Below are 23,137 nucleotides of genomic sequence, written 5' to 3'. Positions count from 1 at the left end.
TATAACTCATTGAGATGTGTCATAGTATTCGTCGTTAGAAAACAATTATTATGACATTATTTCAATGAGTTATCTATTTTTGTCGTGTACAGAGATTTAAAAATTAATTTTTTAAATAAAAAGCACTAAATCAAAGAAACTTTCTTTAAAAATACCTATTAATTCATACGATTTACAGAATATATGAAGCATAAATTCTTGTTCCTGCTCTATCACTCACTCCTACTAGACATTAGTACAGACTAAAATTACATAGCTCTTTTTACTGATACTAAACGATTCATGTCCACACTACGTTCTGCGGCTTCGAGGGCTAGTTTTTGTTAAACCACTGAGAACAATGACAATAAACTGACCACTATATTTTTCCGGAGAGTGGTGTAGGAACTTTTTCATTATTGCTAACCATATCAGCGACAACATCAGCAACGAGCTCCTCTATTCCTGAGAATGCTTTAGACTGATCCGCATCAAGCCAAGACAATGATGGAAACTCAGCACACAACCCAACATACTCATTATCTTCTGCTGACCATATAACACGGTAAGTATATTGTTTACTATCCATTTGACACCCCATAATGTTTTAAGTTTATGTATAAAAGTACGATTTTCACTTAGTAGTACTTAAATAATCACCCCACCACTGCATCATTTCAGTCCGTTGAGCTAAATAGTCAGCGTGATTATAGCTGGCACGGGTACGGTTCTTATCAATATGTGAAAGTTGTGCCTCAATCCAATTATCTTGGAACAAACCTGAGTCATTCAAAATGGTACTAAAAGTAGAACGTAATCCATGAGAAGATAATTGATGTTTGCCATACCCCATCTTACGTATGGCCATATTTAGAGTATTAAAATGAATCGGTTGATTGTATTTGCGTGGGCTAGCAAAAAGGTATTTTTCACCGTATGACCACTGCATGACGTCTTTTAAAATCTCTAAAGCCTGATTTGAAAGTGGTACTAAAAAGTCTGGAATCTCATGGCCTAAAATGACTTTACGTCGAAATTGTTTAATATGCAAGGCAGGAATTTTCCATATTTTTGCATTTAAATCAAAATGATGAGGCTCAGCCAATAACAATTCAGCCCCTCGCACTCCAGTATGTAATTTGAACATTAGTGCTTTTTTAATAATGGGATGGGCATCCAATTTTTGTAAGTTATTCTTAAATTCGGATATTTCCTCCGCTTTTAAATACGGATAGTTCTTCTTAATTTTACTGTTGATTACAATTTTATTTAAACCATGAGCGATATTGTATTCACAATAACCCATCGCTACAGCGTAATCATAAATTTGGTTCAAATAGCTACAAGCTTTTTTGACTGGTTCTTTTACTTGGCGCGCCTCTATTTTTTTTATCACTGAAACCAAGTCATAGCGCTTGACGTTTTCAAAAGGTAAATCCTGAAGGTCTGGGTAAATATCATGCTGTAAACATCTTTCTGCTAACTGTAGTACACCGCAGCGGGGTAAATCATTAAATGCATTCTTAAGTTTGAACTGTAGCCATTCCTCCCCTACTTTACGAAAAGTAATTACATTAGAAATAGTATCTTTTTCAAAACTAAAATTATTGTCTTTAAAATCATCTCTGACTTGTCGTGCTTTTTTCAGTGATAATTCAGGATAAAGTCCTAACTGAATGCGGCGACGTTTTTTTGTTTGTGGATCTGTATAGCGATAGCACCAAGATTTTCTTCCACTCGGTTCAATCTTCAGGCTAAGCCCATCTTCATCGGATAAAAAACAGGTTTTTTCCTTGCAATGAGCTTGGCGAACTTTAATTTCAGTAAGACTCATGGAATTTAAATGAAACCTAATAAGGGGTTGATTGGATCAATTATATCAAAATAGAAAGCTTTATATATGATGCGTATGATACGCATCATATAAAATTGTAAAATATTGTTTTATATGCTTATTATTAAAAATCCTATGGTTTTAGTAACCATCTCAAGTACCACCTCAAGTTTAAGTTCCCAACGGCTTTGTTGCACAAAGATTTAAAAGATAACACTCTGCTCATTTGAACAGAATTCAAATGACAACTTGGGTATGAGGACGACCTAATTCTGTAAATTTGTTCAATACGGCTATGCGTGCATGAATCTCATTCACCTGACTAGAAAAACTCCTTGCTGTTAATTTATCACCTAATAGTTTGATGCAATGCATCTTGGTTTCAACTAAACTTCGACGATGATAACCAGACCATTTTTTCCAAAGCGTTCTTCCTAAACGTTTAACTGTTTTCAGTAACTCATTCCGCTCTAAAGATCTCAATTTCTGATCTTTCCATGGTTTTGCATTTTTTCTTGGCGGAATGAGCGCATGTGCATCTCGATCTAGAATGACTTGTCTGCAGTGCTTCGTGTCATAAGCACCATCGGTATAGACCGAATCAATTCGTTCATCTAAGGGAATTTGAGCAAGTAAATCACCGAGTACTTGCGAATCGCTCACATTATTTGTAGTAAGCTGTACTGCACGTATTTGCAAGGTTTCAGCATCGATGCCAATATGAAGCTTACGCCATTGGCGACGATATTCAGGTCCATGTTTCTTACGTTTCCACTCACCTTCACCTAGAAACTTTAAGCCAGTTGAGTCGACGAGTAGATGTAGCCCATCACTACTTTTTTGATAGCTAATCGCAATATCAATATGTTTTTGTCTTCGACAAAGCGTACTGTAATCTGGTGCGGTCCAATTTAATCCACAAAGTTTAATCAGACTTTGAACAAAACCCGTGACCATGCGTAAAGAGAGTCTAAATAAAGATTTGATCATTAAACAGCATTGAATAGCCGTATCGGAGTAAGTTTGATTTCGACCTTGCTTGTTTTGTGGTTGTGCATACCACTGAGTGTTTGGATCAAACCAAATGGAAATGTTGCCCCGATTAATGAGAGCGCGATTATAGGAAGACCAGTTGGTTGTACGATAAGTTTTAGGAGTAGGTTTATTCATTTTGAAATTATAGGACTGAATAAACCTTATAGGCTAGGTTTGTGCAACAAAGCCACTATTGTCTAAAATCCAGTAATCAAACTGTGATGCTAAAGCTTTTAAATTCCCCTTATTATGAATCAAAGTCAGCATGATGATTTTCATAAAGACGGTTTACTTATGAATTGGTGTAACAATAAAGTTAGTAAATAAATTATATAAATCAAATATTTTTTATTAAATACAGAGTTTTTTTTGATTGAATTTTATTCATTTTGGGACTGTGTTATTCTATTGTTTTAACGCTAAAAATAACTTACCTGTGCAGAAAAAATGATGACAACATTACTCATTGATGCATTAACAATATCTGAAGGCCGGTTTAAAAAAAAATGCCCTGTTTTAGTTCTGAAAATGATGTTACTCAATGAGGAAACGAGCAGGTTTTCAGAAGAAAGTAAGCGTCCGCTGAACACACCTTATGAATTCATCCTATAAGCCTTAATTTAGTCCCCACTTAAAAACAAGTGGGAACTTAAATTTATGACTACGAATCACCAGACATCCATCGCATCTCTTGCGAAAAAACGAAGAACATACAGTGCTGAATTTAAACAGCAGATCGTTCAGGCTTGTAAAGCACCGGACGTTTCAATTGCTTCGGTCGCTTTGCAACATGGATTGAATACAAATCTTGTATCCAAATGGATTCGCTTAATTGATGGTAAGCCAAGGAATGATCGCTCACCACTACCGAATAAACCTGCATTTATTGCCTTATCTTGCTCTGCACCATTAGATCCTACTCCTACTGACATGTTAACGGTTCAAATTACTTTACCCCACTCAAAAGCAGAAATTGGCTTGAAATGGCAAGTATCAGAAATATCTGCTTTAGCAGAATTACTCAAGGCACTTACAACATGATCCGTATCGATGAAATCTGGTTGTCTACCCAGCCCATGGACATGCGTGCAGGTATGGATACGGCCATGGCTCAGGTGGTGAGAGCCTTTGGCTACATTAAACCGCATTGTGCTTACCTGTTCTGTAATAAACGTGGCCATCGCATGAATGAACCGTACCGGGTTTGTCGGAGACTCAATATTCTGAGAGACTATTCCGATGAAAAAACCAAACTATACCCCCGAAATTAGAGAAAGAGCGGTTCAATTACTAATTGAATCTGAAAAAGATTATCCTTCTACTTGGGCTGCAATCACAGCAATTGCGCCTAAGATTGGTTGTACTCCTGAAACACTTCGTGCCTGGCATCAAAAGCATTTAGATCAGCAAAATCCTATTAAAGTACAACAGATATCTGATCAAGAAAAAATGAAGCAAATGGAACGTGAAATTAAAGAATTAAAGCGTGCCAATGAAATTCTACGTAAAGCAGCCGCTTTTTTCGCCCAGGCAGAGCTCGACCGCCCACACAAATAATGGTGGATTTCATCCATAACAATAAAGACTTATATGGTGTTGATGCGATTTGTAGGATTTTACCGATCGCAGCTTCAACCTATTACCGAACTTTAGATCTCGCTGACAATCCAGAACATCGAGCGAAACGAGATCTACATGATGAGTATCATGCTGAACAAATTAAACGAATTTGGAAAGAAAGTTCAGGTCGATATGGTGTGCGTAAGGTCTGGCAACAATTGAAACGTGAAGGTTATGTTATCGCACGTTGTACAGTTGCTCGATTGATGCAGAAGCTAGATATACAAGGTGTTTGGCGTGGTAAGAACAAACAAACTACCCGCAACCGAGATGATCAAAAACGAGCAGATGATTTAGTGAAACGTAATTTTAGTGCTGATCGACCTGACCCTTGCGAAGCAGTGCTTCTCAGGTCAGTGACTTTACGTATATTCAAACTCATTCAGGCTGGGTCTATACCGCCTTTATTATTGATGTGTTCTCACGAGCAATTGTTGGATGGAAAGTATCTACACGGATGAATACAGATATGGTGCTCGATGCACTTGAGCAAGCATTGCACGATCGAGGCATGCCAAAGAATGTGATTCATCATTCCGACAGGGGTGTGCAATATCTTTCGATTCGCTATACCAATCGTTTAGAAGCAGCAAATTTACGAGCATCAGTCTGTACAACTGGTGATTCATACGATAATGCTCTGGCTGAAACGGTGAATGGCTTATACAAAACAGAGGTGATTGAATATTTAAAAGCAGATTGGCAAGGTTTAGCAGATGTACAACTTGCGACACTAAACTGGGTAGATTGGTTCAATAAAAAGCGTGTACACAGTGCACTGGGTTATGTGTCGCCTTTTGAGTTTGAAGCAATGTACTATGATAAGATTAACCCGTTAGGTCAGGTGGCTTAACTTAAATAAAAAAGTCTCCGACAAACCCGGTACGGTTCACTTATCCGACTTTTTCCATCACTCGCTCAAGAAATTTGCAGATGATGATAGGAGGAAGCAAGAAAGCCAGTCTTTCGGCGTAATATCCTGTATTTTGAACTTCTGCTTCGACTGAATAAATTTATAGCTATATTCATGTTTAGCCGATTCTAGTAGCTGAATGACAGACTTATTGGTGGCTAGAGCGGATTTGAGATGAATAATTGCATCTTCAAACTTGGTTCCAATCATTGAAATCTTGTTAGGACTAATTGCAGCCGTATGAGCATCATAAGCTAAACTGAAGATATCCCCATAAGAAACCAGTGTTTTCAATAAGTAACAACGAACAATGTCCTCTGTAAGAAATTTAGATTCTTCTTCATTGTACAGGAACAGGTTAAAACTCATATAAGGGATTGCAACTTGTTGCTGCCTTCTTGTCAGATATTCAACCATCGGTCGCTGACTTAAAATATTCATGCAGCATTGCAACATCATGCTATCAAATGGCAAGAAATTCTCACGACCATTGAGGTTGCTGACACTGATTTGATGATAAATTTCAGAAGCAAAAGCACTCCCACGCAGTACCAGTTGTTTCAGATCAAGTACGCAATCTTCAAGACTTTTAGTGTTGGCAAGGATTTTACGATTATTCTCAATGAAGGTTTGATTTGAAGCCATTGCCTTAGCCTTGTTTTGTAAATCTAGTTGTGCGGGTTTTGAATCCGTGGAGTTGTTCTTCACAGCCTGGGTAATATCAGAGAAAACATTTGAATGAGCAACAATCAAGCTATGTAGGTATTGAGCATATATATTGATATTTAGGCATTCTACATGGTTTTGTTCTCCCATTGCTTCATACAGCACTTTTTCGATATAGATTAGGTAGATTGTATAAATTATCCCCATTGGTGAATCAAAACTAGGGGAATACTCATTCATGGCTTCGAGGAATGCGTGTGGGGTAATAGGATTACACAACACGTTTGTTCGGGTGCTTAAAGTTCTGGTTGCCAAAGCTGTTCTGATCAAACTATAGATTAAACGGTTCGGTCGTGTAATCAGGTCTGACAATTTAACCATTGAAGCTGCATTGGCATCCATAGAGTACCGATCAGACCAGAACTTGAAAATTTGCTCAGTAGTTTCACGATATATATGACGGTCAAATGCCTTCTCAAGATCAAGCATCAGCTTGGAAAGATGGAACAAGTATTGGATAAAGTTGACACCTACACCAACAAGTTGAATTGAAGGGAGTTGCCCTTTATCAAGAATTGACTGAACGTGAGCTTCAAACTCTTCAAAAAGCAAGAACATCCGGTCAATATAATGAATGATACGGATAGCGTTTTTAGGGTTTTGACAATCTTCCGTAGAATAATCTTGTGTGAAGCGGAACCAATTATCTGTCATAAGATAATATGGCGCATTTTTTGGATTAGTTAGTGTTTCTAATGACGCACACACAGGAGCAAGCATTTCATAGAAAACATCATCTTTAGCTTTGGAGTTAAGGCTTAATGTGGCATAAGAACTACCCAACTCACCACAGAGCGTTAGAAATGCACATTCAGCACTTATGTCTTTGTGCGTTAGCATCCTGTTTTTTAAGAATGGGAAAATATTGCAGATAAAGTCACGCCAAGCATCTAAGGTTTCAGGCGATAGCTCTGGATTATCAAAGTTGATCGCCCTGTTTTTCGCTTGAGCAGCTTGTTTAAATTCTTCTATGACATGAACTGTAAACTCTGGAAAGCCAAGATCACCAGAGACAACCTTTTCTCTAATGTAGTCACGGACTAATCCACTGTGATCACCGGCATTATTTTGGTTTTCAACAAACAAGCCAATAAAATCATAAGTGATACCAATCGAGCCTAAGGAGTTTTTATTTCTGATGCCTTCCAAATCCCAATCCATAGCTGTTTGCAAGTTTTGTGCCGTGTCCTTTTTGGTGTGGGAAAAAGCACGTTTTAACTGTAGTCGAGCTGAAATGGACCCTGCCTTTGCAGCAGTTTGAAAAGCTTTACGAGCATCCAGGTCATCATAAATTTTAGGCTGAGAACCCCAATAGACCATTTCCGAATTACCTACTGGCGTTGATGGTTGTGAGATTGCCTGATGTAATTTTCTGATCGCGAACACCACATGAACCATGTGGTTTTCAGGTCCATAAAGCTGTTCAACCAGATTCTCAAAGAATGGCAGCAATTCAAAGACAACGTATTCGACTGAATGGAATGATGATGGTCGTCTGGTGATTGTCTGCAAAATGTCTTTATAAATTAGATAACAGGATTGCACTAACGTCTTTCTTAAAGCATCAATCTGGGGTTCGCTGCAATACTGATCTAAATAGTGTTCAATAAATTGATAGTCTTTGCACAGCATAGCCATGAACGTAGAACCACAATTATGAAGGTAAGGCGGTATCATGCCTATTGCTGACAGACTAATTACAGGCAGCATATTGGTCAGGCGTGAGAGGGTCTTATCGAACTCTTCCGCTACATTGAAGTCAGGATATTTTTCATGGATTTGTTGTAGAGTGTCAGTGTTCGTAAAAAAGCGTGGATTGAACTGAACGTATTCCGTCCAGTGCAGAATTTCTCTCACCGTGAAGTGCTGCTGAATAATCATACGCATCTGGTTATAGACCAAATCGTTTTTTCCCAAACCAAATAGGGAAACATCGGTTCTCAGAATATTGCCAAACTCACTGAGATCACCATAGCTAAACAATCCCAGACTTGATATTGCTTTACGCGCTAAAACTTGTTGGTCATTGATAAGAACACTAAAAATCACTCGATCTTTGTATTCAGTTTCAGTTTTGATCTGGGTGCTAGAGTATTCAGGGATTTGTCCGTTAAAAAGAGGTAGTGTTGCCCCCTGCCTATAGAAGGCACTCAGGTAAAGGTAATCGTAAGATTCGTGAAATGCACCTTCAAATGCACCCATTAACCACATTGCAACGCATTGGTTGATACCGTTTTCAGGGTCAGATGGTTTTTTAATTTCAGATTCAAGCAAGGCTCTGATCTCAATCAGTCGGCTAGGCTCAAAATGAAAACTTTGGGTAACTTCAAGAAAAAGGTCTTTTAGTTGTGGTGACAAACGTGCATCAGCGAACTCTATCAACTCGTGAACATCACCAAATCCGAACTTTTCACATGCTGCATTAACAAGAGGTTGGGTGTCTGATCTATCTATCTCAATGTCAGTCCAGATGCTATTAAGGAAATCTTTGAAAGTTTCTGGCTTGGACTTGATGACAATTTCACAAAATGGAGAACTTCTAAAGCTCGATAGAGGTAATGCAGACATTTTATCTCTATTTTTAATATAAAAAAATTTAAACACTTTTTTAACACAAAACAGCTTTGTTGCACAAACCTACCGGTAAGGATTTATTCAGCAATATAATTCTCAAATGAATAAGCCTACACCTAAAATTTATTTTACTTTCAACTGGAAAGTGCATAATCAAGCTTTAATGAATAGATGAAATTTCTCAAATCTAGTTTGATATCAATACAAAAAAAACGGTCACTAGGACCGTTTTTTGATGCTTTGGCTTAGGTGATGAACTTGACCTTTAGAGAGGTAGTCTGATCTTCCGAGACCAAAGAGCTGCCTTTAATCGAAACAGAAATTTCCCGCTCAACCTCAATTTCTCTCTGTTTAACCTCAGGGAAAACCATGCCTACATCCGTCATATAAATATCGGATAACGACCCGATGCTAAACTGTTTGGAAAGAGCGTTGTACTCTTCATAGTTTGGCAATAGCTCATATTTAACATAGCGTCCACTAAGGTCTATTTTATCAAACATTAGCTCACGGTCATTAAGGCGTTTATCAACAACACTCACCTCTAAGGTTTTCGGCTTACTGTTGGTACGCGTCGGTTTCTTTGAAGGAACCTTGTCTTGCTTGAGCAAGCCCTGCGTTGGTAAAGCCATAATCGGTTTTTTCAACTTTTTCGGCTGCACCGGTTTTACAGGAGGCTTCGCCTGATTAAACACAGGTGGGTTATCTAGCTTCTGCTCCCGAACCTCAGGTTCAGGCTCCGACAACAACTCAATTTCCGGTTCCGACAACAAATCTAGTTGCTGTTCAGGTTTAGCCTCTACAGGTTTATCTTGATTAAGTTTTACTTCAATCTTGATGGTTTTTGATTCTTCAACCTGTTTTGTTTCCTCAGGCTGAACTTCCATTTCCGTAAAGGTTTCTTCATCTTCGCCATCAAAGTTATCGTACAGATCAGCAACATCAACTTTAACTTCACCTAAACCATCATCACTCACCTTATCAATCATTAATTCAATAAGACGGAAAATGTCATGTTGAATCGTTGAATCCAGTTTGTGAGCCTTCGCCACATCAATTGATGCAGTCATAATTGCCGGTGTCACAGGATGCTTGCCGTAAATCGAATATTCCCGATGGTGGAAATGACGAGTTACATCAGCTTCATCAGGGTTCACGATCATTAAGCCGATAGAACGGTTTTGACCAGTCTCCCCGACATGAATACCGTGCAGATACTTCATCACACATTCAGGCATTGCCTCATGGAACGCCTTCGTTGAGACCATGTATTTCGCATCCATGATCAGCATTGATTCGTCTTTCGCACCCATCAAGCGCAAGACTACGTCTGGTGCACGACGGATACGGTATTGTTTTTGAGTGTACTGACCATCAAGACGCACACGGAATCCTTCGCCAGAAGTTTCGTTGTAGTGGGCGTGTTCGCCTTTCCATGTACGAGAATCTGAACCAGGTTTCCAAGCTTCTGTATTGCAGTAGTCAGGCAACAAGGCATCATCTTCGTTCATGCTGTTGAAGATGTTTGGCTCATACAGTAACTCTGCCATGATATCTTCATTGAACTTGAACACAAAACGACTGTCATCTGAACCATCAATCGGGGATGCAATCAATCCACCGTTAAACTGTCTTGCATAATTTAATACGTGTTCTTTTGTCAAACAGAACAAATAGAACTCAAACAGCTTGGTAAGGTTCTGAATCGAGTTAAGTTCGTTTTGTAAACTCCAATCTGGGCTACCAAAGCGAGACCATTCAATCATCATCAAGAATATTGTCTGATAGGTCTTATTCTGCTTCGCCTTATGGGTGAAGTGAGGTGTCGCTGTAACCTTTTTCTTGACCTTTAAACGATCTTCAAGAATACGCTTAACTCGTTTTAAGCGATTTTGAAAGTCATAGCAGCGATCGATACAAGGCTTGTTCAATTTGGTGTTAAACAGATGAAGCTTGTTAAACAGGGATTCATAACCATGAATCGTCTGTGTGTTCGGTTTTACCTTGACCTCAAACAATCGACCCAAGATGCCGTCAATTGAATTAAGTAAAACTTCAATAAAGCCGTGAACAACTTGGTTCTCGTAAAGATCAGTTTCCTCTACGATTTCGGTTTCAAGAATCTTATCAACACCGTAGAAATCACCGTTAAATTCAAATAAAGCATCTTCAACATCTGAAACCGTATAAAGGTCGTCAGGATTGCTGATCAAATGGTTAATCGAATCTTCGGTAATGTTTGAATGATTCGTGTAAGCTTTGATGGTGTTGCGAGAAACCATTTTAACAATCGGATTTCTCACAATAGACGGCAACACTTCATCAATAAAATTGACGTATTTCTCAATTCTATCGAGGGTAAACGCTATCGTTTTGTCACCTTCCTTAAAGCCCGAATACTTACGTGTGATTCGAGCCAGAGCAGCTAGGTCCCGACCATCATTACGAGCCAAAAATTCAAGCATGCCATTGATACGATCAGCATTAAGCTTACGCGCCAACACTTCAATCGGTTGGAGCTGTCTTAATACTTCTACTTCGTATGTTTCAAAGGCTACTTCTATACGATTGACCACCAGTAGTTCAGCTAAACCACAGAAATTATGGAAAAATGCTTCCTGACGAAAATCGCCAGGTCGAATAGACTTAGGTTTCCAGACATATTCGTAATACGGCTTATTATCAGTCGGCGGTATCACATCATTAGTCGGCTCAAAAAACAGCTCATGTAACGCCAAATGAATATCTGGACGTTCAACCCCTGTCTGAACTCGAAACTCTAATACATCATCTTCACATAAAACGTAGTGAGCCTCACCATTAGGCGGTTCGGTAAGGTCATAGACCTTACCTTTGTTCCTTCCGCTTAATACGCTGACAACTACTTTCATAAAGTTACCTTTCATTCATGCCTAAGGCATGTCTGATCTGAGTGTTTAGTGAGCTATTACAGTAATGAGTAAGTGTCTGCGTACTCTGAGCCGTTATCTAAAATATATTTTAGAAGGCGTTTAGAGTGTTGTAGACGAGCTTCACTTAACACTTTGTCAACTTCATTCAAGCGTTCTTTGAACCCTGCACCATGACCCTTGATCTTAGGAATAATGTGTTGAGCAACTGCGAAGTCGATTGGGTCTACTTGTTGGTAGCTCAATTCGTTGGCAACAGCACAGTAAGACATGATTGCATGTTCTTTACGTTTAGAAATACGAATTGAAGATGTACGAGGCATTGGAGCTTCAAGCTTCGCCATGATTTCACAAAGAATGTGTTCTTCTGAGCTTAATTTTCCATTTTCGATCATTAATTCACGATCAGAGGGTTCGATCATAAATGCTTCCGCAAGTTCAACGTATGGTACTGAGCCGTTAAACAATTCAGCTTCGATTATGCCAGACGCATCCTGATTTGGAAGATCGTTATCTAGTGTGATCACTGTCGCACGGTCAATCAGACGGTCAGATAGTGGCTCCACAGTCGCATCGGAGTTGATGGTTGCAATAAAACGTAAGCTAGGCGGTAAAACGAGTTGGTAAGCAGAATCATTGCCACCAAGATTCATCGTGCGACCTTCTTTGAAGCCGTCACAGATGGATAGGAAGTCTGACCAGTAATGTTCCATTGGAGAAAGGTTAGCTTCATCCAATAGGATAATGCTCAACATTTCATGGTTGACTAAACCTTCGCCCGGATTATTGGCACTTCGTTCAAGGGCTTTAAGCATATTGTAGATGCCAGTACGTCCCTCTTCATAACGAGAGCGAATAGCGTTTTTGTTGCCCAGTAGGTCTTTACTAGAAGTCCAACCACGAGCAACAGCAACATTGAGGAAGTTCGCTTTATTCGAGTTGCTACCCACAATACCCAAAGCTTTTGCAAAGTTGGTAACTGTAGAAGTTTTACCTACACCTGGTAAGCCGTTGAATACAGTCATATAGTTCTGCATCACAGAAACTACAAGGTTCGCAGTCTCATTGTATGAGATCGGACGTTCACGATTTTCATTGATTTTTTGCTGTAAGTAGCTCAAATATGAAATACGTGTTTCACCAGTAACATTGATCGCTGCCTTAGCAAGTGGCTCCAACTCGAATGTCGGTTCTGGGCGATTAATAAGACCACCATTGGAGAAGAAGCGTAGAGTTTCCTGAGTAGCGTATGATTCCATAAGCTGACCTGGATTCTTCAACAAGTTGGTTTGAACATCAATCATCTTCATCACGTTTTCGAGCTGCGTGTGTTTTTCACGCACATCTTCGTCAAGGCTTTCTCGACGACCACGTAATCGTTGAATCTCATTGTTGGTTTCTTTAATACTTTCCAAAAGATTGAGTTCTTTCTTCAACTCGTTAATTTGGTCTTGAAGATCGGTTACATCCTTTTTAAAGTTCTCAGTGTTCATTTCACTGATTTTTTTCTGCTGCTCTTCCTGAGCCTTCGCATATTCTTCATTGAGCTTGCCGATCTTCGCATCAACTTTAGCTTTTTCAGATGCAAAACGACTGTTCAATTGCTTGATTTGCTCTTCATGGTTACGAGTAGCATCTTCAAGTTCTTTGTTGTTTTTCTCACGAATCTTGGTCAAGTGCTCACGTAAGATAGATTCTTCGTGTTTACTTAAAAACTCTGACAGGAAGCGTTCACCATCTTTGGTAGAAAGATAGCGTTTAACGAGTTCAAAGTTTTGTGAATCGTTTTCGATAAATTTATCGAGAATATTGAACAGACGCTCTACACGCTCGTTGTTTTTAGCAATTTGTCCTTTACGAACATAGTTTTCAATCGCTGTACGCAACGCAGAAGCACTACTCTTCGACAGTGGACTGTCCTTGAAATAGTCATTACGTGTGAAATAGTTGATCAGAGCTGAATCTGGAATGTAATCAATTGTCTCATACTTAATTGAGTTTTTAATTGCATGCAGATTGGTGATATACGTTGCGACCGTATTTGCTGTAGAAACACGTAGCAAGATTTCCAGACCTTCAACTTCTTTGGTGCTGATCTTGGCAATGTAGTTGTTTTGAAGAGATAGTGGCGTAATACGGTTCACTGTTTCAAAGATAATTTCATCCGAGTTATTCGCTGTGCCATCACGACGAATCTGGAATGGACCATACAAGTAGGCTCCCACGGAAACCATAAATGGTATGCCCACCGCAGGGAATTTCGGCATCAAGTGTGATGTGTAGCGGCCAGTAGACATATCTGGAAGATTTGGCAGATCAATCACAGGCATGTAACTACTGTCAATGCGTGATGCACTGCTACCACGAGCATAATATCGGCATGTATTTGGGTTGATCGCTAGTTGTTCTTTTTCATTAGCTACTCGTAACCGTTCATCTTCTGAATTATCTCGTTGCTCCCAACTATCACGGTATGAGTTAAGGTAGAAAATTTCATCTGCTAGGAATTGGTTTTCGATTAATTCATATTCACTGCTAATCCAAATTCGCTGATTATTTGGGAATGCGTCTGGTTGTATGAGTGTAATAGTTAAATCATCATTCTCGTATGCAATAGGAATGACGTAGCCTTTCGTATTACCTGTATTAAATGAGTTTCGTCTTACAACAATTAGGCGCATGTTAGTCTCTTTATAAAAATTAGACAGGGATAGTTATTTAAAGTTTTAATCAGAAAGGATTTAATATGCCTTTAATTAACTGCATCGTATTGGTTAATTTCAACACGGCAAATATTCTATCATTCACCTAATTTTTTACCTACTTGTTTGCTGCGCTGGTAATCCCCCTAAAAATAATATGATCTAAAAGTAAAGTTTTCTCTTAAAATATAGGCAGGAGATTCTGCATAAAACTAACTATCTAGCTAGCAAGAATCTTATATGTGATCCTAGACAGTATTTGGATTCATGACTGTAATGACTATTTATTATGCTTAAGTGACTTATAAATAGTAAAAATGAACCCATTTAACATAATGGCGGTTATACGAAACAGTATATTTTAAATATATAAAAATCATACACTTGTGTTATAGTGGTGATGCTCGACGATGTCGAAAAGCTGACTTGGAAACAAGTCGGCTTTTTTATGAGCGGTTTTGATAGTTCTTGCCAATAAATTTGTTTAAAAAGTAATCAATTTTGCGGTTTTTCTAATATTCTCAACGTCCCAGGATCTAAAATTATCCCCATTTCCTGCGGATAAACCTGGGACAGTTTTTAGCCTATCTTGTACGCATATACTCACAACAATTCCGGCCCTTTGCGTCTATACGCAATAATAGAATTTTCATATGATTAAGTGGTCAGGAACAGGAAGTTCCATATAATTAAAAATAAGCACCAGGATGGCGCTATATAAGACACGCAAGAGCACAGAGACCTAATGTTCCAATAAAAAACCCTGGCAGGATGCCGGGGTTTTTTATTATTTATAAATCAGAATTTTGCTATTAAGTTTTTTAAAAAGAAATTTAAAGCAGTGTAGTAATCTTTGTGCTCTTTTAAAGTAGCATCATCTAGACAATTAAGACTATTTTCTAAATTAGAAACTTCATCTTGAAATTTTTTTTCAGTTTCATTTGCAGCACTTTCGAAAGCCTTAGAGGTATCATTCCAATACACACTTATACCTTTTATTAATTTATTTTCAAAATCCTCTTTTTCAAATAAATCAACAAGCTTTTTAGCAATTTTTTTCTGCCAACTAGAACCTGTTAACCATGCGAAGATTCCCCCTATTACTACAGCGATTCCAATACCAATTGTAATTGGACCACCTAAAACTGCAACGATACTAGCAGCTGCAGCAGTTCCGCCTACACTAACACCTATACTAGATAAAAAGCTTACTACTGTTGGAACAAGCAAATAGGCTCCTAAGTTACTGCCAGCAGCAACAATACTAGCCCATGTGGCTAATGCTCCAAACGTTGTTAAGCTTGCTACAGCTCCCATAAAAATAGTTTTAGAGTCAAAATCCAATTTTAAATCCTTACTAAATCCTTGTTTTTTGTCATATTCGTTTAATAAGTCATCAATTTGCTTTGATAATTCTACAGATTTCTCTTTAACTTTTTTATTAATAGAAAATTGTATTAAGTCTGATAAATAGCTTGCAGCTAATTGCTGAGCATCTTTTTTGTCCTCATATCTGGATTTAATCATGCTTTCAATATAATCAATAGTTAAATACTTTTTTGTGACAACTTTGACCTCTGAAATACATTCGTTTTTGTATATTTCGATATCTTTTAATATCTTCTCTTTGTGTTTTTTCCTATTTATTGAATCAACTTTTTCATCTTCTTTCATGGACTCCAATTGAATTTTCATCTGCTCATGTTGATTAAGAATATTATCCAGATTTTCAGTTAAATTTTTATATTTATGAGAAAGGGCTTCAAGACTTTCTTGAAAGGAAGTATTAAATTTTTCTGAGACTAAAGAAGGTAAGCGATCTTGTAATAAATTGACTAAATTCTTTTCAAATTCTGCACGTAAGTACTTCTTATCGGCTGAAAAAGTAAAGAAACGACTGCGGAGATACTCCTCTGTAACTTCTTCTTCAGCCCCTCTGTCTTCAAATTTATACTCAAGATGTTTAAATGCTCTTTTAGCAGCTCTATTTAATATATTAAAAATATCATTTTGATTTTCAATAATATCTGATCGTGTCGCTATAATAAATAAGTTATCTAAAGATCTAATTTTTTCACTTTCATAGGACGGCAGTACATTTATTAAGCTACCAATATAATCTAAGTCATTTTTACCTAGAAAGCATTGAGCTGTAGAAAGGTACAAAACAATATCTACAAAAGTTGTTGCCAATTCGGTTCTTTTAGAATCATTTTCATCATTTTCATAACCTGGCATATCCACTAAATCACATGCTAGGAGAATTGGAGCATCGATATAAAGCACTGCATAATGGCTATCTAAGTCTTCATCATCTTGGTGTGTAACATAGCTCTCTAATGAAGCTAAGTTTCCTGCTTTAACACGATGTCTTTTACAATGTTCTTCATCGTTAATCTTATGAATATTAAAATCTTTATCCATCATCCATACATCTTCTATTTGCCAAGATGGTTTATCCGATATATGACGTAAGATACATGCCACACTAGTAGTGGGTTGATATCTTGTTGGTAAACAACTATCTCCTAGTAAAACATTACATAATCTAGATTTTCCCATATCAAAGTGGCCAAAAACACCTAAACGAGGTTTTCTAGAAATTTGATCAAGATTAGAAATAAGATTATCAACATTCAGCGTCTCAATAACTCCAGAACTAGATTCTGTAATTACTGGGGCATAGTTTAATTGCTCATATATAATCTTTTTTTTATTTTGGATATCTAAATAAGGATGTCCAACTGTAATTGGTTCTAATTTACCTTCTAAAAATCCACATATTTCAGCCCACTTTTTTAAAATTTTCATTGGAACATCTTCAGGATCTTCTTCATATCTTGAAATTTGACTTTGTGAAACATCTAAAGCTTTAGCCATTTCAGCTTGTGAAATTTCAGCCAAAGTTCTCATTTCTTTTAAATTTACTAAATTATCAATATTCATAATTCAAGTCTTATTTATTAAAAAATAAGAATACCCAAAAAAAATACAACATTCAATATTTTAGGGTAAAAATTATTTATTATGCATGTATTGCATATTTTTTTTAATTTACTTATTCTGGCTCTAGATAAAAACGAGGGTTAACTATGAAATATACATATCATTCAATTAATCGCATGAATACTCGTGGAATTTCAAAAGAAATGATCGAATTCACTTTGAATTATGGAAGTATAGATGGCGATGCTTATGTCACTAATAGAAAACTTTTAAACAAAGTAATTCAGCATCTAACTAGACAGCTAGCCTTAGCTAAAAAGTTAATCGATAAGGGTGGGGTAGTTGTGGTGACAGATAATAGCTCTGTAATCACAACTTATGACTATGAAAGCTATAAAGCTTATTAAGAACGAGGAAATTACATGGCTTATAGAACTGATTTCGATCTTGAATTTTTAGGGCATCTTAAATCAACTGATTTAGATGATCTAGTATATTGTCTAACCCATGATAAAGATGGAGAAACTAGACTTACTGAAGAACTAACCTATTCAGATCCGTATAAGTTACATTTTCCGAATCATAGTAAATACTGGGAATTAATAGCCGCAGAACTTCAATGTTTTGGCGCAAATAGTTTCGCAACAATGTTTCGGGGAGGAAAAGGTGTTTTCTATCGTGAAGTGTTAATGGATGTCTGTGATAAACTAAAGGTAAATTACAACAAAGATGCAAAAACAGAATTTATCGAAAACAATTTATTATTAAAAATTCTCCATGATGCTCTAGAAAAAATGTCACAAGAGGACTTAAAAGAACTAGCAAAAGAGCTTGATATTAATGATCTAAATTACTCTGCTGAAGCATTACTGGGAGTTTTTCAAGCTATTTTTCGTGCAGGAGGGTTCAAATCCTATCAATTAACATTAATCATTGCTAATGCTATCAGTCGAGCATTATTTGGTAAGGGATTAACTTTGGCTGCGAATGCTACCTTAGCCAGAACTATGTCACTCTTAACAGGTCCGGTAGGTTGGGTTATTACTGGAGCTTGGACTTTAATTGATATAGCTGGACCTGCTTTTCGAGTAACTCTACCTGCTGTAATACAAATAGCAGTATTACGAAAAAAACATTCACAAGACAATTCTATTTAATTTTTAAGATTGAAATATACGTTACGAGAGGCCTTACTAATGGGCCTTTTGATCACTTACTTAACATAAAATCTCTTATGCGAAATTCATCATCATCATCTGTAAGCCCAAAATAGAAATGTCCGGTTTACCGAATGCTCGACCTAAGATCTCAGAACATAAGAATTTGATGATCACCCTGGTTCTCAAAACTCGATACTTTATTGAAAAGTTCTATCGAGGCTTATAAGTCCCTGAAACAAAAAAAATGCCTGAAGTTCAGGCATTTTTTACATCATCAATATCTACTAAAAAGCTTACAACAATCAAAAAACGAGAGTTTTATTCTTGTGAATACGACTTAACTTTTTCAAAAATTGGATAGAAATCTAATCCCTCATCTTTCATCGTAGAAATCAACGCAACGATTACAGCAATATGTGTAGGAACCACACCTTGTTTACTGTAATTCGTAATCGAATTAGGTTTCATATCCAATAAGGCAGCAAATTCCTTAATTGAAAGCCCTGCTTTACCGACAAGACGTTGAAATTCAGTATATGGCATTTAATTAAATTTATAGAAATGGTGTTTTGAGATTATAGCATAGGGTTATACTTACATAAAAACACATAAAATTATGTGGTAAACACATATTTTTATGTGTTATAAATAGCTTATCAACTAACCTATTTATCCTTACTATCGGAGAAATATAATATGTACTCATACCCGGATTCAAACACTGAAAAGAAAATTGCTCTCATGATCATCAATGACTTTTTCATTCAAAAAGCCCATGAACTGTGGATTTTTTTACAACTCGATCAGTGCTTTAATGATTATGAAGCCACACTGATTTGGACTCGACGTTATTTAGAGAAGCATCCTGAGTGTGAGTACAGCGATATTCAAAAAGCCTTTGTTTCTTGTTTCCCAGAACACTTCTTCAGCTTTGACTGTTAATTTATGAGAGGCACGGTAAAAAATCGAAATGAACCGTACCGGGTTTGTCGGAGACTTTTTTATTTAAGTTAGGCCACCTGACCTAACGGGTTAATCTTATCATAGTACATTGCTTCTTTGGTGGAAGCCAAAATGCATTGCATCAAATTATTGGGGGATAAACTGAGTGCAAGGAACTTTCAAAGCCAGGTCAATGAGATTCATGCCCGTGTAGCAGTATTAAATAAATTTATGGAATTAGGCCAACCTCATACCCAAGTTATCACTTAAATTTGAAGTGATATGGGGAACCTTAATTTTTAAATCTTTGTGTAACAAGGCCTATTGAATCCGAAAAAGATAATAACTAGGCTTATAGATAATTTGATTTTTTAAATTTCCACAGTGGAAATTTAAAAATATTTTTTTTATTTTTTTATTATGCTAATATAAATTTAATTTTTATATATATTACCCATGACAATATACGTAATCGCAAATCAAAAAGGTGGTGTTGGAAAGACAACGCTATCAACCAACTTAGCTGTTGCTCTGAGTAAAAAAGGCAAGACGACTCTTGTAGATGGAGATGATCAACAATCCTCTATAAAATGGAGTAAACGTAGACTACAAGATTCTATTACAACCATTGCTCTTAAAGATAATTTAAAAGAAGAATTACAACAATTAAAACAAAATAATAAATATATTGTATTGGATGTTGCAGGGCGTGATTCAGCTGAATTTCGTTCAGCATTATTAACAGCAGATGTTCTTATTATTCCAACACAACCTAGTCAAACAGATATTGAAGTACTACCTTTTGTTCTAAGATTAGTAAATACAGCAAAACAAGTGAATAAAAATTTAAAAACATTTGTGGTGTTAAATAAAGCCCCAACTAATAATAAATCTACAGAAATTGATGCTGCTTTAGAGCTATTACAGCAAGTCAAGTCTGTTAAAACACTAAATACAATTTTGCGTGATCGCAAACAATTTCGCGATGCGATGATCGAAGGAAAATCAGTATTAGAAATGGGTAGCAGCAAAGCAAAAGATGAATTAAATGAATTTTTGGTGGAGATCCTGTAATGGCAAAAAAACCATTAATTGTCGATTTTAATGATTCTCTTGAAATGGAGCAGGCATTTATTAATGCAGCAGGAACAGGAAAAGTATCGTTAATATCATCAATTGAAAATAATATTGTTGATGTACCTATAGAACTTATTGACTTCTCAGAGCATCAACCTCGTATTATTACAGATAAAGTTTTACAGGAAGTTGAAATTCTTGCCACGAGTATTGCAACGAATGGACAAATTTACCCTATTGTTGTTATAAAAAAAGAGGAAAGATATGAGCTCGTCGGTGGAGAAAAAAGGTTTAGAGCTGTTCGAGATATATTAAAGCATAAGACGATTCGTGCAATTATTCGAGATGATAAATCCAAGGAAAAAACAGCTTTAATTTCATTGATTGATAACTTACATCGATCGAATCTTAGTGATTTTGAATTAGTCAACGCCATACAAAAACATTGTAATGAGTTTGGATACTCTATACAAAATGTAGAATTTATCACTCAAAAATATCAACTAGATCAATCTAAATACTTTAGATTAATGAGCTTTTATAAACTTCCAGATTATATAAAAGAAGATCTAAAAATAAATCCAAAAGCTATTTCAGGTGCAACTGCACAACAATTGTTAACCGAATTAAATAAACTCGTTTTAAAATTTAATCATCAATTGGTTGAATCTGCCACATTTAATATATGGAAAAAATATCTAAATGAATTTACAGAAACTAATCGTCCATCAAAAAAATTCATTTACGAAATAGAAAAAGCATTAACTGTACAAGAGATAGCTAAAAAGCAAGAACAAAATATCACAAATACGTCTAAAATTAATAAAATGGTACTAAAAGATAAAAATGGTCTTAAATTTGGCTCAATTAAGATTGAAAAAAATCTCAATGGGAAGACAGTCGTAAATATTCGTACTAGTTTAAATGCTGAATTTAATCAAGAAAAAATTGAAAAACTAGAAGCTTTTCTTGCTGATTTAGACGATAAGGTATAAAAAATTATAAATTTCCACAGTGGAAATTTATAATTGAGTATCCAATATGTTATAGATTGATATTGGATACTACCATTTACCATATATATAAGATTAAAAAATGATACATAAGAAAGGTTATCATCAGAAAGGTAGTTGATCTTCTGCAGGATCTAAAATTTCATCCATATCAGAATCTGCAATATTTTTATCTTCATGCTCTGCCATATTATCTTCAGACGCATCTTTTTTAAAGATATTCATATTGCGTTTTGCTTGTATCCAAAAATAGTAATCCAGATCAATAAGTTTATGATCATTCAATATATCTAACTTATTTGTTAATAAGCTACGCATCGTTTTTTTAGCTGTAATCGTATCCAAATCACCTAAAAAATAACCATAATCGTTTAAGAAAACATCACAATTCACTAAAACTGTGATTTGCTTAGAGCTCAACTTAGTGACTGGTTTAATATATTTAACGCGTTCTTTATCTTTAAAGTGTGATCCATCATCACTATATGGAATTGCATTTTTAAGATGTTTTTCTTTTAATCGATCAATAATACGTTGAAAAATTAGATTTCTATGCTCTTCCTTCATTTTGTAAGTAAAACGTATACCTACAACAAATTTTCCATTTTTAATCGTTTCATAATCAATTTCAAGATTACTTAACTTATTAATTTGTGTTTTAGCAACATTCAAAACACGGCTTTTTAAGTTATCGATTAGTTTATATTTATCTTCAATATCTAAAGCAAAACGCAATCTTTCCAAACTTATATCATGAATTTGCTGAATACCTAATGACTCAGCTTTCCATAATTCAGAATTGAGAATCCTATAAATCCGCATGGCATAATTAGAACGCATCCGCATAACATAGCGAATTTGGTGTGTACTAAATGAATGCGTCATACCTGTCGGATTAATTAAGTTGTAGAAGTAATTATAAAATTCTCTAGCAAAACGAATCTGCATGCATTTAGTTTCTTTACTATAATGACAATAAATAATCATTGGTACCTTAATTGGTGTAGGATCATCTTTTTTCTTGATCAACATTACCTTAGGCTTATAACTATCATAAACACGCTGCAAGGCCTTTTCACCATACCGATGAATTTCATATAGCTCACTTGCTGTGACAACATCTTTATCTAAATCTTTTTCTGAAATCAATTCACCAAAATTAGCTGCACTAATCGTAATTAACTCATCTGGATCAAAGCGCATATTTTTATTTAGTTCATTTTTGCGCACAGCAACCATAGCACAGTACACTAGCTTTTCTTCATTAGCTTCATAACTGTAATTTGCAGTGGTCATATCATTACGTGTAGCCACTAAATCAGTGTATTGAACACGACGAGAAGAAGGCTTTATTAATTCTGTACTTTTCAAACCAAACTCCGTGGTTACAATTTTATAACCATACATTAATAACATTTTGTATTGAAATCAACAATGAAAGCAAACAGATCAATAAAAATATATCTTTTAGCTTACGGACAAAACGTATGGTTATTCACAGATATTTAATAAAATTATCAACAACGGACAAAACGTATGGTCATTTCATATAATCTAATAAATAATGAGAACAGGACAAAACGTATGGTTATATCAAAAATAAAATTCAAATAAGCTCAAAGCATTGCTATTAAATGCTTTTAATGTCATTACAATAAAAAAAATAAGTAAAATAATCCAATATATCAATAGAAAGAAAAACCAATC

Annotated in this window: 16 protein-coding genes, 2 pseudogenes and 1 other annotated feature; of the genes and pseudogenes, 9 read left to right on the top strand and 9 right to left on the bottom strand. The window is 36.0% G+C overall.

Going from position 1 to position 23,137, the window contains the following annotated elements:
• Positions 1-358: 358 nt before the first annotated feature.
• The 3 genes from F973_RS01005 to F973_RS00995 form a co-directional block, all read right to left on the bottom strand.
• Positions 359-580 carry a hypothetical protein gene (locus F973_RS01005; RefSeq protein ID WP_004758958.1) on the bottom strand — a complete coding sequence of 74 codons (222 nt, stop codon included), beginning with the start codon at positions 578-580 and terminating at the stop codon, positions 359-361.
• 33 nt (positions 581-613) lie between these two features.
• Positions 614-1,813, bottom strand: coding sequence for a tyrosine-type recombinase/integrase (locus tag F973_RS01000; RefSeq protein WP_004758957.1), 1,200 nt, complete (start codon positions 1,811-1,813; stop codon positions 614-616).
• Between the two features lie 237 nt (positions 1,814-2,050).
• The gene (locus F973_RS00995; protein WP_004758956.1) at positions 2,051-2,983 is read right to left on the bottom strand and encodes an IS5-like element ISAha2 family transposase; all 933 of its coding nucleotides are present in this window, start codon (positions 2,981-2,983) and stop codon (positions 2,051-2,053) included.
• A 522-nt stretch (positions 2,984-3,505) separates the two neighbouring features.
• Here F973_RS00995 and tnpA point away from each other — a divergent pair.
• The 3 genes and pseudogenes from tnpA (at position 3,506) to F973_RS14255 (ending at position 5,321) form a co-directional block, all read left to right on the top strand.
• The gene (gene tnpA / locus F973_RS00990; protein WP_004758955.1) at positions 3,506-3,889 is read left to right on the top strand and encodes an IS66-like element accessory protein TnpA; all 384 of its coding nucleotides are present in this window, start codon (positions 3,506-3,508) and stop codon (positions 3,887-3,889) included.
• The gene (gene tnpB, locus F973_RS15635) at positions 3,832-4,119 is read left to right on the top strand and encodes an IS66 family insertion sequence element accessory protein TnpB (protein WP_416201889.1); all 288 of its coding nucleotides are present in this window, start codon (positions 3,832-3,834) and stop codon (positions 4,117-4,119) included. The genes tnpA and tnpB overlap by 58 nt, the downstream gene beginning before the upstream one ends.
• Positions 4,088-5,321, top strand: a pseudogene (locus F973_RS14255) (IS3 family transposase). The gene tnpB and the pseudogene F973_RS14255 overlap by 32 nt, the downstream one beginning before the upstream one ends.
• Positions 4,363-4,479: a sequence feature (AL1L pseudoknot), on the top strand. (Overlaps the previous pseudogene by 117 nt.)
• A gap of 57 nt (positions 5,322-5,378) precedes the next feature.
• On the opposite strand, the gene F973_RS00970 reads toward F973_RS14255, so the two are convergent.
• The 4 genes from F973_RS00970 to F973_RS00955 form a co-directional block, all read right to left on the bottom strand.
• Complete coding sequence (locus F973_RS00970) at positions 5,379-8,675, bottom strand: hypothetical protein (protein ID WP_004758950.1); 3,297 nt, start codon at positions 8,673-8,675, stop codon at positions 5,379-5,381.
• 251 nt (positions 8,676-8,926) lie between these two features.
• Entirely contained in the window at positions 8,927-11,572 is a 2,646-nt protein-coding gene (locus tag F973_RS00965) for a hypothetical protein (RefSeq protein WP_034432064.1), read from the bottom strand.
• Positions 11,573-11,628: 56 nt separating this feature from the next.
• Positions 11,629-14,271, bottom strand: a complete 2,643-nt coding sequence (locus F973_RS00960; protein ID WP_004758948.1) for a hypothetical protein — start codon at positions 14,269-14,271, stop codon at positions 11,629-11,631.
• Positions 14,272-15,090: 819 nt separating this feature from the next.
• A complete protein-coding gene (locus tag F973_RS00955; protein WP_004758947.1) occupies positions 15,091-17,238 on the bottom strand; it encodes a dynamin family protein in 2,148 nt (715 codons plus the stop codon).
• 146 nt (positions 17,239-17,384) lie between these two features.
• On the opposite strand from F973_RS00955, the gene F973_RS00950 reads away from it, so the two are divergent.
• Both F973_RS00950 and F973_RS00945 read left to right on the top strand, forming a co-directional pair.
• A complete protein-coding gene (locus tag F973_RS00950; RefSeq protein ID WP_004758946.1) occupies positions 17,385-17,645 on the top strand; it encodes a DUF4258 domain-containing protein in 261 nt (86 codons plus the stop codon).
• A 15-nt stretch (positions 17,646-17,660) separates the two neighbouring features.
• On the top strand, positions 17,661-18,395 hold the full coding sequence (locus tag F973_RS00945) for a YaaW family protein (RefSeq protein WP_004758945.1): 735 nt from the start codon (positions 17,661-17,663) through the stop codon (positions 18,393-18,395).
• A gap of 321 nt (positions 18,396-18,716) precedes the next feature.
• Here the strand turns inward: F973_RS00945 and F973_RS00940 are convergent, their stop codons facing one another.
• A complete protein-coding gene (locus F973_RS00940; RefSeq protein WP_004758944.1) occupies positions 18,717-18,941 on the bottom strand; it encodes a hypothetical protein in 225 nt (74 codons plus the stop codon).
• Positions 18,942-19,094: 153 nt separating this feature from the next.
• On the opposite strand from F973_RS00940, the gene F973_RS00935 reads away from it, so the two are divergent.
• The 4 genes and pseudogenes from F973_RS00935 (at position 19,095) to F973_RS00925 (ending at position 21,412) form a co-directional block, all read left to right on the top strand.
• Complete coding sequence (locus F973_RS00935) at positions 19,095-19,340, top strand: hypothetical protein (protein WP_004282220.1); 246 nt, start codon at positions 19,095-19,097, stop codon at positions 19,338-19,340.
• 114 nt (positions 19,341-19,454) lie between these two features.
• Positions 19,455-19,610: pseudogene (locus F973_RS14910) on the top strand (IS5/IS1182 family transposase); the annotation flags it as partial.
• A 186-nt stretch (positions 19,611-19,796) separates the two neighbouring features.
• On the top strand, positions 19,797-20,414 hold the full coding sequence (locus F973_RS00930) for an AAA family ATPase (RefSeq protein ID WP_004758942.1): 618 nt from the start codon (positions 19,797-19,799) through the stop codon (positions 20,412-20,414).
• A complete protein-coding gene (locus tag F973_RS00925) occupies positions 20,414-21,412 on the top strand; it encodes a ParB/RepB/Spo0J family partition protein (RefSeq protein WP_004758941.1) in 999 nt (332 codons plus the stop codon). The genes F973_RS00930 and F973_RS00925 overlap by 1 nt, the downstream gene beginning before the upstream one ends.
• A gap of 123 nt (positions 21,413-21,535) precedes the next feature.
• Here F973_RS00925 and F973_RS00920 read toward each other — a convergent pair whose 3' ends face one another.
• Positions 21,536-22,846, bottom strand: coding sequence for a replication initiation protein (locus tag F973_RS00920; RefSeq protein WP_004758940.1), 1,311 nt, complete (start codon positions 22,844-22,846; stop codon positions 21,536-21,538).
• Between the last annotated feature and the right edge of the window lie 291 nt (positions 22,847-23,137).

The organism is Acinetobacter sp. CIP 102129 (genome assembly GCF_000368305.1).
GTDB lineage: Bacteria > Pseudomonadota > Gammaproteobacteria > Pseudomonadales > Moraxellaceae > Acinetobacter > Acinetobacter parvus.
Note: the sequence above shows the minus strand (reverse complement) of the source record. Positions and strands in the feature narration are given on the sequence as shown.

Excerpts from the sequence above, each read along its gene's own strand:
- F973_RS01005 (WP_004758958.1), bottom strand. The coding sequence starts at position 580 with ATGGGGTGTCAAATGGATAGTAAACAATATACTTACCGTGTTATATGG.
- F973_RS01000 (WP_004758957.1), bottom strand. The coding sequence starts at position 1,813 with ATGAGTCTTACTGAAATTAAAGTTCGCCAAGCTCATTGCAAGGAAAAA.
- F973_RS00995 (WP_004758956.1), bottom strand. The coding sequence starts at position 2,983 with ATGAATAAACCTACTCCTAAAACTTATCGTACAACCAACTGGTCTTCC.
- tnpA (WP_004758955.1), top strand. The coding sequence starts at position 3,506 with ATGACTACGAATCACCAGACATCCATCGCATCTCTTGCGAAAAAACGA.
- tnpB (WP_416201889.1), top strand. The coding sequence starts at position 3,832 with ATGGCAAGTATCAGAAATATCTGCTTTAGCAGAATTACTCAAGGCACT.
- F973_RS00970 (WP_004758950.1), bottom strand. The coding sequence starts at position 8,675 with ATGTCTGCATTACCTCTATCGAGCTTTAGAAGTTCTCCATTTTGTGAA.
- F973_RS00965 (WP_034432064.1), bottom strand. The coding sequence starts at position 11,572 with ATGAAAGTAGTTGTCAGCGTATTAAGCGGAAGGAACAAAGGTAAGGTC.
- F973_RS00960 (WP_004758948.1), bottom strand. The coding sequence starts at position 14,271 with ATGCGCCTAATTGTTGTAAGACGAAACTCATTTAATACAGGTAATACG.
- F973_RS00955 (WP_004758947.1), bottom strand. The coding sequence starts at position 17,238 with ATGAATATTGATAATTTAGTAAATTTAAAAGAAATGAGAACTTTGGCT.
- F973_RS00950 (WP_004758946.1), top strand. The coding sequence starts at position 17,385 with ATGAAATATACATATCATTCAATTAATCGCATGAATACTCGTGGAATT.
- F973_RS00945 (WP_004758945.1), top strand. The coding sequence starts at position 17,661 with ATGGCTTATAGAACTGATTTCGATCTTGAATTTTTAGGGCATCTTAAA.
- F973_RS00940 (WP_004758944.1), bottom strand. The coding sequence starts at position 18,941 with ATGCCATATACTGAATTTCAACGTCTTGTCGGTAAAGCAGGGCTTTCA.
- F973_RS00935 (WP_004282220.1), top strand. The coding sequence starts at position 19,095 with ATGTACTCATACCCGGATTCAAACACTGAAAAGAAAATTGCTCTCATG.
- F973_RS00930 (WP_004758942.1), top strand. The coding sequence starts at position 19,797 with ATGACAATATACGTAATCGCAAATCAAAAAGGTGGTGTTGGAAAGACA.
- F973_RS00925 (WP_004758941.1), top strand. The coding sequence starts at position 20,414 with ATGGCAAAAAAACCATTAATTGTCGATTTTAATGATTCTCTTGAAATG.
- F973_RS00920 (WP_004758940.1), bottom strand. The coding sequence starts at position 22,846 with ATGTTATTAATGTATGGTTATAAAATTGTAACCACGGAGTTTGGTTTG.